3 protein-coding genes are annotated in these 16173 nt (G+C 56.6%); 2 read left to right on the forward strand and 1 reads right to left on the reverse strand.

What is annotated here, in order from left to right; genetic code table 11:
• Nucleotides 1–6: 6 nt before the first annotated feature.
• Nucleotides 7–11889: a DUF7948 domain-containing protein gene (locus J3P35_RS04970; protein WP_210463250.1), complete on the forward strand. Its 11883-nt coding sequence runs from the start codon at nucleotides 7–9 to the stop codon at nucleotides 11887–11889.
• A gap of 323 nt (nucleotides 11890–12212) precedes the next feature.
• Here J3P35_RS04970 and J3P35_RS04975 read toward each other — a convergent pair whose 3' ends face one another.
• On the reverse strand, nucleotides 12213–13499 hold the full coding sequence (locus J3P35_RS04975; RefSeq protein WP_210463251.1) for a UDP-N-acetylmuramoyl-tripeptide--D-alanyl-D-alanine ligase: 1287 nt from the start codon (nucleotides 13497–13499) through the stop codon (nucleotides 12213–12215).
• A 37-nt stretch (nucleotides 13500–13536) separates the two neighbouring features.
• Here J3P35_RS04975 and J3P35_RS04980 point away from each other — a divergent pair, with 37 nt between their 5' ends.
• Entirely contained in the window at nucleotides 13537–15765 is a 2229-nt protein-coding gene (locus J3P35_RS04980) for a T9SS type A sorting domain-containing protein (protein WP_210463252.1), read from the forward strand.
• The last annotated feature ends 408 nt before the right edge of the window (nucleotides 15766–16173 follow it).

Genomic DNA, 16173 nt, shown 5'->3' on the forward strand with positions numbered 1-16173 from the left:
GTGGTCATGAGGCTGGTCAACGGCAACCCGCAGGTAAAGATCCTGAGCCAGCAGAAAGCCGAGGAATTCTACAACTATTACCTCCCGCATTGCCCTCAGGGCATTACGGGCGTTCCGGCTTACCAGAAGCTGGTCTATCAGGAGGTGTATCCTAACATCGACCTGGTTTTCCATGCCAGCGCTAAAGGCGTGAAATACGATTTTGTGGTCCATCCGGGTGGGAAGGCCTCAGACATCCAGATGCAGTACGCGGGAGTCACAGATATCAGCATTGACAAAAAAGGGCAGCTCCAGATCGTGCATCCGCTGGGAAGCATCCAGGAAGAGGCGCCTTACACCTATCAGCAGAAAGCAAAAGAAGGGGGCTCCGCGGAGGCAGTGGCCTCGGCTTTTACGCTGAAGAGCAAAAACAACATCGGGTTCAAAGTGGGGGCCTATGATATGGGTAAAGACCTGGTCATAGACCCTTTTGCTACTTATTACGGTGGTTCGTTGTTTGAAGAAGCCACCGATGTGGCCACGGATGCCGCGGGCAATATCTACTTCACCGGTAACACCTACAGCGAGGATTTTCCTACCCAGACCGTGAGCGGCGGCTACAACCAGACCTTGCACGGCGGTTCTTATGATGCCTTTGTGGTGAAGTTTGACAAGAACGGGGTGCGGCAGTGGTCTACCTTCTTCGGGGGCGGCAGCAACGAGACGGCGCGCGGCCTGGCCGTGGATGCCAACGGCAACGTGATCGTGACGGGCTCCACCTCCAGCACCAACCTGCCCCGCCTGGCCAACGGCGGCTTTGAGCAGACCACCTTAAATGGATTTGATGATGCCTTTATCCTGAAACTGAGCGCCAGCGGGGCCCGACTCTGGAGTACGTACTACGGCGGGGCCGAGAGCGAGGAAGGGCACGATGTGGCCACCGACGGCGCGGGCAACATCATTGTGGTAGGCTCCACCAACAGCAACAACTTTCCACTGCAGGCGCCAGCCAGCGGCTACAGCCAGCCCACCCGGGGCGGCGATGACGATGCCTTTATCCTCAAGTTCAGCTTTGCCGGCGTGCGCCAGTGGGCCACGTTCTACGGCGGCAGGAATGAGGAAATTGCCACCGGCGTAGCCACCGACCAGAACGGCAGCATCTGGGTGACCGGCCAAGCGTATGGTGCCATGCCGGTGCAGAACTTGGGCGGCGCCTACAACCAACCCAGTGTTGCCTCCACTAATGAGTCAGACGCGTTTATCCTGAAGTTCTCGGGCGGAGGTGTGCGTCAGTGGGCTACCTATTATGGCGGCACGGGAGAAGATTACGGAAGCCGCATTGCCGTGGACGGCGCCAACAACGTGCTGGTTACCGGCACCACCGAAGGCCTTTCTTTTCCGCTCCAGAATTTGGGCGGCGCCTACAACCAGGCCCAGGCCGGTGGCGAGGAAGATGCCTTTATCCTGAAATTCACCAACAGCGGTGCACGTACCTGGGCCACCTACTACGGCGGTCCGCAGGAAGACTACGGCAAAAGCATCGTGGCCGACCGCAGCAACAACATCTACGTGGTAGGCATCTCCGAAGGCATGGGTTTGCCCACCCAGACCATCGCCGGCGGTTATAACCAATTGCAAGGTTCCTCAGAAGACTACACAGACGGCTTCCTGCTCAAATTCAACTCCGCCGGGGCTCGGCAATGGGCCACATACTACGGCTCCCTGCAAGACGATGTATTGAATGGCGTAGCCACAGACGCAGACGGTAATGTGGTAGCGGTGGGTTCTTCGCACAGTACTGACCTGCCCGTGGTCACCAATCAGGGTGGCTACAGCCAGGGAAACACTGATGGCGGCGAAAAGGTGATCGTTCTTCAGCTCACGGGCAACGGGAAATTGTCTACCGGCCAGACTGCCCAGACCATTGACTTCGCGCCTCTGGAGGACAGGTACGGGGAGGGCAGCTTTACCCTGAAAGCCAAAGCCAGTTCCGGGTTGCCGGTGACCTATACCGCCGCCGGCCCGGCCGAGATACTGAGTGGTAACACCCTCTGGATTGAAGGCTTCGGGAAAGTAACCGTGACGGCCCAGCAAAGCGGAAACAGCGTGTACGCACCGGCACCCTCGGTGGAGAGAAGCTTTTGCGCTAAAATAGTAATGCCGGATTACCTCAACGAGGAAGAAGGGAATTACTGCGTGGGCCAAGGGAAATACTCCGTCTATGAGGTGGAAGGAGCCACGTACCAATGGTCGGTTTCGGCGGGAGGAACCATTGTCTCGGCGGTAGGGCCGGAAGTTACCGTGAACTGGGCCACTGCCGGCAAACACACGCTTACCCTTAAAATAACCAGTAACTGCGAACCGGCCGGCAAAACTACCTCCTTTGAGGTAGACGTAGTCACCAGTCCTAAGCCAGGGGCTATCGCCAACATGGTGCCCGCGCAGAATGCCGGAGGGCTGTCGTTGCCGCTTACTTTCTCTTGGGGAGCCTCGGCCAATGCCACTTCCTATGACTTCTACCTGTGGCCAGCCAATTCACCGGTTCCGCCCTCCAGACCTTACGAGGATGACCTCACCGCCACTACTTTCACGGTTTCCTCCGGGCTGGTGAATGGCGTAACTTACAAGTGGAAAGTAGTAGCCAGAACAGAGTGCCAGACAACCGAAAGTGCGGAGCAGACCTTTGCCCTGGGTTGTATCACGCCGGTTCAGCCCTCGGCAATCACCGGCAAGACCCCGGTCTGCGTGAGCCCCGATGCTGAGTTTTACTCTGTGCCTTCTGTGGCGGGGGTAACCTACACCTGGGCTTTGTCCGGAGGCGGCACCATGACTTCTTTTAGTAACATCGCCATGATCACCTGGGCTACTCCGGGTACCTACACCTTGACCGTAACTCCTTCTCTGGCTTGTGGTACCACCGGTCCGGCGCGTTCGGTGCAGATCACGGTCACCCAGATGCAGGCGCCCTCCGCGGTAAGCAATATGCAACCCGCCAACGGCATCGGGGATCTTTCCTTACCCTTGAACCTTTCTTGGGCAGCGGCGGCGAATGCCACGACTTATGATGTGTATGTCTGGCGCGACGGTATCTCCCGGCCTTTCACGCCTAATGGTGAAAACCTGACGGCGCTGTCCCATACGGTCACCAGCGGCCTGAGCAACGGAATTACCTATAAGTGGCAGGTGGTGGCCAAAAACGCGTGTAAGGAGACCGACGGACCTGTGCAGACGTTTATTATCAACTGCGTAACGCCGGCCCAGCCGAGCATTATCACCGGGAAGACCACGGTCTGCCTGGAGCAGCAGCAATACCGCGTCACCAATGTCAACGGGGTGAACTACACGTGGTCAGTGGGGGATGCCGGGATTGTTTCCGGTACGGGCAATTCCGTGGAAGTCACCTGGACCAAAGCAGGCACGCATACCCTTACTGTTACCCCATCGGTGGGTTGTGGACAATCTGGCCCTGCTCGTACCATCCAGGTAACGGTGCAGAACCTGTCTGCCCCGGGCATGGTCAGCAATATGCTGCCCGATAACGGTAAAACTAACGTATTGATTCCTCTGGACCTGAGCTGGAGTGCGGCGGCCAATGCTACTTCCTATGACCTGTACATCTGGCCAGACAACGGCACCAGCAGACCTTCCTTCCCCTTTGAGGACAACCTGACCAATTTGGGTTTCAGGGTAACCAGCGGGCTGGAGTATGGCGTGACGTACAAGTGGCAGGTGGTGTCTAAAAACAGCTGTAACGAGAAAGACGGGCCAGTGCAGACGTTCAAAGCCAACTGTCTTCCTCCGGATCAGCCCAAAGCCATTGAAGGGCTGACCAGCGTTTGCCCCGGCATTTGGAAATATGAGGCTAAAAACTCCAATGCCGCCAGCTACACCTGGCAACTCTCCGGGGGCGGCACCAAAACCGAAACCGGCGCCATACTGACGGTGAACTGGACCACCCTGGGTACGCACACTATCACTGTGACGCCGGTATCCGCCTGCGGGGCGCAAGGCCAGTCCCAGACCCTCACCGTAGTGGTAGGCAACCCGGTAGCCCCGGGGGCGGTCACCAACATGAAGCCCGCCAACGGAGCCCAGAATGTCCTTGTTTCCACTCCGCTTACCTGGGATGCCGTTGCCAATGCCACTTCCTATGATGTGTACATCTGGCCAGAAACTGCATCGGCTCGGCCTCAGTTCCCCGCCGCTTCCAATTTGGTGGGACCAGCCTACACGCTTAACCAGAAGCTGGCTTCTGATGTGGTGTACAAGTGGCAGGTGGTGGCCAAGAACAACTGCCGCCAGACCGATGGGCCGGTGCAGACTTTCCGCACGTTCCCGCTCCCAGACCTGACCATTGTAAGCAAAACCATCCAGGTCAGCGCTACAAGTGGTGCTACCATTCCAGTTACCTGGGAGGTGAAAAATATCGGCAAGACCGGCACCGGGAATACGCAGTGGGTAGACCGGGTGTACCTGTCCACCGACCTTGACCTGCGCCGTGATGAAGACCAGTTGCTGGGTACTTTCCCGCAGGTGACCTATCTGCAGCCCGAGCAGTCTTACAAACAGGTGCAGGACGTAACCCTGCCAGCTACCCCCGGTACTTATTACCTGTTTGTCATCACCGATAACGAGCACGCCAACTGCGCCGGAGCCCTCACCGGAGACCAATGCTCGCTAGGTAGATTGACGGGCAAGGAAACCCTGCACGAAGGCAATGAGCAGAACAACTTTGTCTACCAGACCCTCAACATCCAGGTAGGCCCTACGGCCGATCTAAAGGTACTCTCAGTGGGTACGCCGACGGATGTCTTCAATGGCAGCAGCATCAACGTAACTTACTCGGTGCAGAATATTGGCGAGGCGAGTGCCCTGGGTAAGAAAACCTACGCCAGCGGCGTGATGCCCCAGACGCAGGTAGTGGGCGGACGCGGTGCCAGATTAGGACCAGCCGCCAGCTGCTATGACCATTACTGGATAGACGGCATTTACCTGTCCTCAGACAACCAGTTCTCGCCCGCGGATGATATCTACCTGGGGTACTCCTTCGTGAGCCTGAAAAGCACCACCCAGAAAGATGTTTGCGGCAACTTTACCGGCGTGCCGCTGCCCAGAAACGAGACCTACAACCTGGTAGCCCCCGTGACGCTGCCCATCAATAAAGTAGGGAAGTTCTACGTGTTCGTGGTCGCGGCTGATAAAGACGGGGTAGACGAAGGTTCCCGCCTGAGCAACAACGTGAAAGCCAGCGGCGAGATCACCATCAAACTGACACCACCGCCTAACCTGGCCGTGACTGCTGTGAGCGGTCCGAACACCGCAGTAGCCGGAACCGAAGCTTCTTTCTCCTGGACCGTGAAAAACAGCGGTGCTTCCGCGCCCAGGGCTACTGAAAACGTGTGGCACGACCACCTGTACATCTCCAAAGAAGCCACTTTCAACAAAGAGAACAGCATCAGCCTGGGCAAGTTTTACCAGACCCAGGGAGCGGATTTTGTAGGTGCCAAAGGAACCTACACCGAGACCAAGAGCATCAGGATACCGGAGGGCATTGCCGGGAACTACTACGCCTACCTGGTCACTGATGAAGACGACAAGGTTTTTGAGCACACTTTTACAAATGACAACCTAAAACGCAGCGACAAGCAGATCACGATCTCCGCCGGTAACTACGCTGAGTTGGAGGTCTTGAACGTGGAGATGCCCACCGAGGTCATTGCCGGAAGAGAGTTCAAAATCAAATATCAGGTCAAAAACAGCGGCACCGGCAAACCGGGTGCTGAGTACCAGGATGCGGTTTCCTACTCCACCACGGCCACCTGGGACCCTACCCGCGAGATAGGAACCCAAAGGTTCACCGGCCAGCCGGAGCCTTCCCAGACCCAGAACCGCGAGATGACGGTAAGGGCCCCTAACATGGAAGGTGACGCGTACTTCTTTGTGCAGACCGACCCTCGTAACAGGATCTACGAAACCAACGAGACCAATAACCTCAAAGGATTCGGGACGAAGGTGCGCATCAAACTGGCTCCCCTGGAACCAGACTTGGAAGTGTCTGCGCTCACCGCCCCAACCGTGGCCCAGGCCGGAACCTCCATCAAACTGGACTGGAAGGTCTTTAATGAAGGCAACGGCAGTCCCATTGTCTCTTCCTGGGCAGACGGAATGTATCTCTCCAAAGACCGGGAACTGGACCCCACAGACATCGTGCTTTTCTTCAGGAACTTCCGCGTGAGTGGGCTGGAACCGGGCGCCACTTACAACGCGACCTATACTACAGAAATCCCCAGAGGATTGTCCGGTGCCTATTACCTGATCCACCTGGTTGACCCAGATAAACTGATCTCCAATGAGGTAAACAGGACCAATAACCTGCAGGTGAAGGAAATCACCCTTTCTTCTTCCCCGGCCGCTGACCTAGCGGTGACCAAGGTGGAGGCGTCTAACGTGGCTTTTGCCGGTCAGTACCTGAAGGTGAAATTCACCATCACAAACCAGGGGCAGGGAACGGCCGTGAGCAAGATCAGTGACCGGTCTTACTGGCATGACGCCATCTGGCTGGGGCTTGATCCGGCGCTGGCTTCCACGGCTACGAGTCAGAATCTGGGCAGCAAGGTAAGGACCGTTACCCTGGCCAAAGGAGCCAGCTATACAGACAGCGTGGAGCTGGACGTACCCAAATACCTCAATGGCGATTATTACCTCTTTGTGCGCACCGATAACCAGGACATGGTCTTTGAGCACGACAAAGAAGACAACAACCTGTCCATCGCCTTGCCGCTGAAGATCACAACAGCGCCTCCGGGCGATCTCATCGTGGAGAAAGTGAACCTGACCCCAAGCGTGTACCTGGGTGAGAATCTGCAGGCCGCTTACACGGTGAAAAACGCGGGTACGGTACCAGCGGTGGGCAACCTGCGCAACAGCGCCTTCCTGTCAACCGACGCTACCCTGAACGCGGCCTCGGATGTGCTGCTGAATTACGGCGAGACCCGCATCAACCTGGAGCCGGGCCAAACGGTTTCCGGCACTTTGATGGCCCCGGTTCCGGGCATGCTCCCCAACAGCTACCAGGGAATCTTGCTGGCCAACTCCAGCAACGCGGTGCACGAAAGTAACCTTAACAACAACCAGAAAGTAGGAGACACCCCGGTCAACGTGAAGATCAAGTCACTCTTCCTGAACGTGCCGGAGATTGCGCCGCTCAAACTCAATGACCAGCTATTCTACCAGGTGGCTGTTACCGCCGACCAGGACCTGTTCCTGACCTTAACCAGCGACCAGAACTACGGCCTCAACGAGGTGTATGTGGCCTACAACCGCATCCCTACCGCCGCCAATTTTGACTTCAAGTACACCGATGTCAACCGGCCTAACCAGAAAGTACTCATTCCGCAGACCAAAGCCGGGAACTACTATGTGCTGGTAAGAGCGTCTTCAGGATTCGGGGGCAGCCAGAACGTGACCTTGCTGGCCAAAGCGCTGCCGTTCTCCATTATGAGCATCACGCCTAACCGTATGGGCCAGGGCGTGGTGAGCAGCACCTTGCTGGGCGCCGGGTTCCGCCAGGGCATCAGCATCACTTTGAAAGGAAGTAACGGTACCACTGCCGCTACCGCGGAGGTGGTGAAGATGGTCAACAGCATGGAATTGAAACTCCGCTGGGACCTGACCAACACGCCTAAAGGAATCTACGACCTGGTCGCCACCAACCCGAACAATCAGCAGCAGATTCTGGCGAAAGGAGTAACCGTGGAAGCCGCGAGTAAATACGCCGTAGACTATGTGCCGCAGGCACCCAACGTATTGCGCCGGGGCAAAGGTGGTCTGTACACCTTCTCCTTCCGGAATACTTCCAACGTGGATATCCCGGTGCTGCATGGTACGCTTACCGTGCTGGGCGATGCGGATGTGACGGTGGAGAAAATAGAAGGCAAGTTCCTGACCGGTTCTGACTGGCCCATCGCGCCCGGCATCCCCAACACCGATTACACCGTGGTAGGTGGCGCCAAGGAGGTTCCGTTTATCTCCCGCAACGTGGCTCCGGGTGAGCAGATGACCATCGCCCTCAACGTAGGCCTCAAGGATTTCAAACTGAACAGATTCCCGCTCACGGTGAAACTGCTGGCCTATTCCAAGAGCACGCTCATGACCAACCTGAGTGAGCAGATAGAGATTTCCCGCCGGGCAATCCTCGCTGATCCGGCCCTGCTGAAGGCAGACCAGGTGGAAGGATTAATCACTCTGGCTGGAAACCAGCGTAAATTCGGGCAAGCCGTCATGGCTACCCTCATCTCCAACGGGCTGCTCTCCTCCGCAGACACCACGGGTTTTGATTACACCTGCCCGGTTTGCGGACCAGTTCCTTCCAATCCGCAGTCGCCGCAGTCAGAGGACCAGAACCCCGAGGTGATGGCCTTTGACTATGATCCGGGGGCCAGCCCAGGTTCCACCATCATGCCGACGGCTACGTTTGCGCCGGGGCAGGACTACCTGTGGGAAATCAACAAGTACAATGGCAATGCCGGGGCAGACCCGGGCTGGGACCTGGTGAAAATCAACGGCCGATTGAACATCACCGCTACGGCGCAGAACCCCTTCGTGATCAGGGTTTCCTCGCTGGACTATGACAACTACCCAAGCTACCTGGCAGGCTGGCACCCAGCCGTGGACAAATGCTGGCCAATCGCCGTGGCCGAGGGCGGTATCACCGGTTTCTCTGCAGACAAATTCGCCATTGACACTTCCCGTTTCGTGGCTTATAACTACACCTACAAAGGCAAGTTCTCGGTGAAAGTAACAGGCAATACACTTTACCTGTGTTTTACCGCATATGTGCCCAAAACGGGAGAGCCTGGTGTGCCCGGCGCCCCGGGTGGTTACGGTGAACCCGGTAGCCCCGGCGGACAAGGCGGTCCTGGCTCAGGCACCATCAGCCCGGGTGCTGGTGGACCAGGTGGAGCCGGCGGTCCTGGCGGCGGAACCGGTGGCGCAGGTGGTAAAGGTGGTGTTGGCGGCCCAACAGGTCCGGGCGGTCCCGGAGGCCCAGGTGGGCCGGGTGGCCCGGGCGGCGGATCTGGAGGTGAAGGCGGTGAAGGTGGTCCGGGTCCGCAAGGCCCAGGTCCCGAGGGTCCAACCGGTCCTACTGGTCCGGTTGGTCCTGAACAGCCAGGTACTCCTCCGGGCACCCCGCCGGGAACGCCTCCGCACAGAAGACCTACGTCCCGACCAAAAGGTCCGGGTTCTTATCGGTACAGCAAGTCTTATATCCCAGACTGGCCGCAACAGCCGCAGAACCCAGATGACAACCAACCGCCCACCACGCCTAAAAAGTGTGATGAGACCATTTTCTCTGAGGATGACTGTAAAAAAGGACTCGACTTCCTGAACCAGATGGTGAAAGTACGCACCGGCGCCAGCGATCCGTATTCAGCGGTGATAGGCTCAGTGTCCACGGCTACCTCAGAATGCTACACCAGTGCTATTATTGGGGGCGTGGGTGATGCGGTGAACACCACCATTGGTATCGTGAAGGGCGGTCCTACGCCGTTGGTCATCACCAGCGCGGTGCTCAATGCCGGTAAGTTCGGGTTGTCTCTTTATAGCTGCTCTTTGCCAGAAGGAGACCGGAAACGCGATGTCCAGTTTGTGATTGACCTCATTGGTTGCTTTAACTCTTCCAGTGCGCTGGAGTTAGGAATTAACGTGGCCAGCTGTTTCGGGAAATTGTTCTTCTGCACCGATATCGTGGCGTCCTGTGACCCGAACGAGATCATCGGGCCCGTAGGCTTCGGGCCGAACCGGATGGTAGCCTCTACTGTGCCGATGGGCTATAAGGTGACGTATGAGAATGACTCTACCCGGGCCTCGGCACCGGCCCAGCGCGTGCGGGTAACCGTGCCGCTGGACAAAGACCTGGATCCGCTGAGCTTCCGGTTAGGTTCCTTCGGGTTCGGGCCGTTCAACTTCAACGTACCTGCCGATTTGGCCAGCTACCAGACCACCCTGGCGCTTTCTGATTCAGTGGGCTACAACGTGGAGGTAACCGCCGGGGTAGACGTAGTGGAGAATGAGGCCTTCTGGATTTTGCAGACCGTTGATCCAAGCACCGGCTTACCGCCCGCCGATCCGTTGAAAGGCTTCCTGCCTAAAAACAACGCCAGCGGCGCCGGCGAAGGCTACGTGACCTATACTGTGCTGCCGAAGAACACGGCCGTGACCGGAGATACCATCCACGCCCGAGGCTCCATTGTCTTCGATACAAATGACCCAATTATCACAAACCGGGCCCAAAACATCCTGGACGCGAAGGCCCCTGAATCCAAAGTGTCGGCTTTGCCGGCCCTGGTGGAAGCGACTACGCCGGTAGCCATCACTATCCAGGACGAGGCGAAGGGCAGTGGGGTGCAGTCTTATGACCTGTATGTGTCTGAGAACGGAGGGGCGTTCATCCTCCTGAAAGCCAAGCTGAGCGCCAGCGCGGCCTACACCTTCAAGGGAGAGCCGGGCAGAACCTACTGCTTCTTCTCTATAGGCAGGGACAACGTAGGAAATCTGGAGCCGATGAAGCTGACCGGCGAGGCTTGCTTGCTGGTGAAAGGCACCGATAACACCAAGAAAGTGGCCGTGCTGCAGCCTAACGGTGGCGAGCAGTACTGCCCGGGCACTCCTGTCAAGATTGCGTGGGGAAGCCAGGGCGTGCAGAACGTGAACGTCTCTTACTCGGCCAACGGCGGCCAGACATTCCAGAGCATCGCCACAAACCAGACGGCAACCGGTTCGCTCAACTGGGCAGTTCCGGCTACGCTGCCGGCCTCGGATAACTTCGTGATCAAGGTGGAAGATGCTACCTCTACTAGTCTGAAAGACGTGAGCGACAAAACCTTCACCGTGGGCATTACCGCACCAGTGAACGCCGGCGCTGACCAAACCATCTGCCAGAATCAGGCTGCCTTTGCTCTTTCCGGCGCTAGTCCGGCAGGCGGAACCTGGAGTGGAACCGGCGTAAGTGCCAACGGAACCTTCAACCCGGCCACGGCAGGCGTAGGAACGCACACCTTGACTTACACTGTACCGGTGAACGGCTGTACCACCAGCGTCACGAAGAAAGTGACCGTGACCACAGCCGCGGCGGTAACCCTGGCTAATCTGGCCCCGGTAACCGAGACCACAGCACCATTTGCCTTGACCGGCGGCTCGCCGGCCGGAGGTACCTACGCCGGTATGGGCGTGGTGAACGGAACCTTCAACCCTGCGTTGGTAGGCACCGGAACCTTCACCATCACCTACACCGTGGACGGAAACTGCGGCGCCTCGGTATCTAAAGTAATCGCGGTGAACCCAGTCATTCAGGCTCCGGGGACCTTGGCAGCGGAAGCAGTATCCGGTTCTCAGATCAACCTGACCTGGACCGACAATACTACTTCAGAGACCGGGGTAGTAGTGGAAAGAGCGCTCTCCCCAGCCGGGCCGTTCTCCGTGGTAGCCACGCTGCCTGCGAACACCACCGTCTACGCAGACAAGGGGCTCGCCTCCAAGACCACGTACTACTACCGCGTGAAGGCCATCAACGCCACCAACGCGCAGTCTGACTACACCGCCGTGGTCAGTGCCACCACCAAGAATGACATCACGGACTCACCGTACGGCCTCAACAACACCTACGTGAAGCTGTTCCCGAACCCGACCCGTGACAAGGCCCAAGTGGAATACCTGTCAGAGAAAGGCTCGCAGAAAGTGACCATCATCCTCTACAATGCCCTGGGTACGCCAATCCTGGAAAGGGAGGTGAAAGTACAGGGCGGATTGTTCAAGACCGAGTTGGATCTGAACAACCTGGCCACCGGTGCCTACTTTATGCGCCTGATTGACAAGGATCAGATCTTCTACAACAAGGTGATCAGGCAATAAGTAGCCCTGCTTTTAACAGAAAGGGAGACCATGAAAATGGTCTCCCTTTCTGTTTTTACGGGTAAGTTAATGGCGTTCGTTTCGGGGGTTGTTTTCTCAAAAACAGGCCCGAAACAGAAATGGTCTAAAGTGTTTTTGGGCTGATTTTCTGAAATCGGGCTCTAAACGAAGAACCCAACCCTCCCCCATAGGAGGGGAATCCAGGAATGCCTTAGCAGCTTGTTCAGCGGCAGTTTCGGTTGTTGGTGATAACACCAACAACGGCAGGTGAAAGACCTCGCAGCGTCCGCAGGTCCTGCGAGCGTCTGGGCCAATCGCGACGTTTACAGCAAATCCACCATCGTTTCCAGACCAATGCCGCGGGAGCCTTTGATCAGGACGTGGCTGTTGCGAACAGGGTGATCGGTGAGCCATTGCACCAAGGCGCTTTTCTCGGCGAAGTAGCGGAAATCGGGGTTCACCTCGGCGGCGTAGCGCATCTCCTTGCCGCAGAGAAACACCTGCGCGAAGTGCTGCTGGTTTAGTTGCTCACCCAGGGCGCGGTGTTCTGCTTCGCTTTCCTGGCCTAGCTCCAGCATATCGCCTAAGATAACCACTTTAGGCTCACCGGCCATCTGCCCGAAGTTGGAGACCGACAGAGCCATGGAGCTGGGGTTGGCGTTATAGGCATCCAGCAGGATGGTGTTGGTGTCTTTCTGTACAATCTGGGAGCGGTTGTTCGTGGGCACGTAACCGGCAATGGCGGCATTGATGTTTTCGTGCGGCACCCCGAAAAACTGCCCGATACATGCGGCGGCCATCATGTTCTCAAAGTTGTAGGAACCCATCAAACGCGTGTGCACTTCCTCGCCGTTGGCGGCGCGGTAAATAACCTGCGGGGCGGCTTGCAGCAGTTCGGCAGAATAATCGTCTTGGTGTTGATAATAAGTGACTTTGCGCGCGATTCTGCGTACCATGCGCATGAGGTGTTCGTTAGAAGTATTCACGAAGACGGTGCCATCGGCTTTGTCCAGGTGCAGGTACAGTTCGCTTTTGGTGCGGGCCACGCCTTCCAGGCTCCCAAAGCCCTCTAAATGCGCTTTCCCGATGTTGGTGATGAGGCCGTGGGTGGGCAACGCATAAGAGCAGAGTTCGGCAATATCACCAGGGTGGTTGGCGCCCATCTCAATGATGGCCAGCTCGTGCTCGGGCTGGATGCTGAGAAGCGTGAGCGGCACGCCTATGTGATTGTTGAGGTTACCTTTGGTGCAAAGCACGTTGAATTTCTGGCTGAGCACCGCATTGATAAGTTCTTTGGTGGTGGTTTTGCCGTTGCTGCCCGTGATTCCGATGAAGGGAATGCTCAGTTGCAACCGGTGGTGCAGCGCCAGTTCCTGCAGGGCCTTGAGCGAATCCTCTACCTGGATGATGTTGGGTCCGGTGATGCTGGGGTCCTGTACCACTGCGTAGCGGGCGCCTTTATCCAGCGCCATCTGGGCAAACTGGCTGCCCTTGAAATTGGGGCCATCCAATGCAAAAAAAAGCGTATTATCTTGTTCTGCCCGGGAATCGGTGCTTACCTTCCGGCATTCCAGGTATTTCTGATACAGGTGCTCCACTAGCTCCGCCATAGAAAAGAGTTATTTTGTACGTCTAGGATACGAATAAATGAACAAAGCATTAAAGGTACTAGCCTTTTCCTTAAGTTGGGTAATGGGCTGGACGCAAACTGCCGATGCGCAGAACCCCACCAGGCTGCAGGAGGTAACCGGACCCACTGTGCAGAACACAGCCGGTCAACCTCTGCGCCTGCCCTGGGCAGGAGGGTTCAACAGCCCTCAGTTCTCGGCCATCGACCTGAACCAGGACGGACAGCAGGATCTGTTTGTCTTCGACCGGAGCTCGCAGCGCGTGGCCACTTTTCTGGCGGTGCAGGATAATGGAACTTGGACCTACCGGCACGCCCCGGAGTATGAGAACTCCTTCCCCAAAGAACTACGGTTTTTTGCCCTGCTTCTGGATTTCAACTGCGATGGCGCCCCAGACCTGTTCACGGCTTCTAACCAGGGGCTGGTGGTGTACACCAACGTCTCTTCTGCGGGCACTGGTATACGGTTCAACCTTACGCACCCTACCGTATTTTTCAACACCGATGCCAACCTGCTGGTGGGCTCTGAAGACATGCCCGCTATTGTAGACATGGACAATGACGGTGACCTGGACATTCTTACCTGGGAGTGGTCTGGCGGCACCAAACTGGAATATTACCGCAACGAGCGGGTAGAGCAGGGGCTTAACTGCAACACGCTCACCTTTACCCGCACCTCCTCGTACTGGGGGCAGGTGACCCGTTGCGTGGGAACCTGCAACAATTATCGCTTCAATGAAAGCTGCCCTTCTACCCACCATATCGGTGGCTCCAGCGTGCTGCCCCTGGATCTGGATGCCAACGGCGTACTGGACTTACTCTCAGGTCATGACGATTGCCCTGATCTGGCCAGCCTCTACAATACCGGCACCAATGCCCAACCCAAGATCACCCGTGCCGAGTACAACCTGCCGCCTCATATCTCCGGGCAGCAGTTCAGCGTTTTTCCCGCCGCCTATTACCTGGATGTCACCTTTGACGGCGTGCCCGATCTGGTGGTGGCGCCCAACATGACCTCCAACTCGCACCAGAACGTGAACTTGAAGAACTCGGTGTGGGTGTACCCCAATACCGGTACGGCTGCGCAGCCCGCCTTCGCCAGTTTAAAACAACCTTTCCTGCAGGACCAGATGGTGGACGTGGGCGAAGGCGCCGCTCCGGCCCTGGGCAACCTCATCGGGAACGAAGCTTTGGATCTGTTGGTGGGCAACACCGCCGTGCTGGAGAATGGCCGCTATGCCGCCTCTCTCACCTTACTCCAAAATAAAGGCACTTCTACCGATGCGCTATTTGAAAGCCTCAACTCAGATTACCTGGGCTTCTCCGCCTTAGGTTTGCAACTGTTGAAACCCCAACTGCTGGACATCAACGGTGACGGGAAAACAGACCTGGCCTGGAGCGCTTTTATGTCTTCTACCAATACCGTGGAGTTTAAGTATGTCTTGAACGAAGCTTCGGGCGGACAGCCCGCCGCTTTTACCCTGGCCAATGCTGTAGGCATCCCAAGCATTCTGCTGTTCAAAGGCGATACGCCTTACCTGTATGATGTAGACACCGATGGAAAGTTAGACGTACTAATCGGCCGGACCTCCGGCAGTCTCACGTATTTCCGCAACACAGGCACCAACACCAGCCCCAACTATACACTCATCTCCGAAGCATTTGGCGGTCTGGCCACCGATGTAGAGCGTAAAAGGCTCCAGGTCACCGTCGCCGATGTAAACCAGGACCAGAAACCCGATCTGCTCGCCACTGATGACAGCGGCAAACTCCGGGTGTTTCCTGCCTTTCAGGACCATCTCTCCGGTACCTTTCCGGTTGAAGAGAACCTGCTGTGGCAACCTTTCACGCAACAGTACGGGGAAGCAAACTTCGGCTCGGGCATGGTCCTGGCAACCGGTAACCTGAACCCCGATGCCTTGCCCGAGATTATCATCGGAACGCACGCCGGAGGCCTCCGCTTCGTGAAAGCCATCTCCGAACCTCTGGGCATCCAGAACCCCACGGCGGAACGCTCCTTCGGCAAGGTTTTTCCAAATCCAGCCGATAAACTGGTGCAGATCATCACGGAGAAAAACGCTACCTACCAACTGCACAACGTAGCAGGCGCTCTGATCAGGAAAGGGAAAACAACAGCCGGCAAATCCCAGGAAATCTCCACCGCTTCCTTACCCGCCGGCCTCTACCTCCTGCGCCTCCAAGCCGCTGATGGCCGAGTGGTGACGCATAAACTGGTAGTGAAGCACTAAATCACAATGAAGAACTGGTGCTTGATATTAGAAGAGTTGATGCTGAAGCACTAGAAAGAGGAACCCATTTTAAAGCTGTTTTCTGGTAAACAGCCTTAAAATGGGTTCCTCTTTCTAATGATTATTGGTGATTCTGTCGCCTCCATAATTTTTCCCTCTGGTTCAAGTCTGTGACTTGGACCTACTATGGTCTGAAGTTTGCAACTTCAGTGAGGCGTGAGCCTCAAAAACAACATTTGAGAGGGAATTTTAAACAGCGTTTAGGTAGCGTCTGTCTAGTTCGCCCACAAGATCCTTTCAGGATGACAAAAAGAGTATGAGGATGACAAGGTGGAAGTGAGGAGGACAAAAGAGGGAGCATTCTCTCATTCAGTCCATCACACATCCACTCAATCTCTCATTCACTCA

Source organism: Rufibacter roseolus, assembly GCF_017916365.1.
Lineage (GTDB): Bacteria > Bacteroidota > Bacteroidia > Cytophagales > Hymenobacteraceae > Nibribacter > Nibribacter roseolus.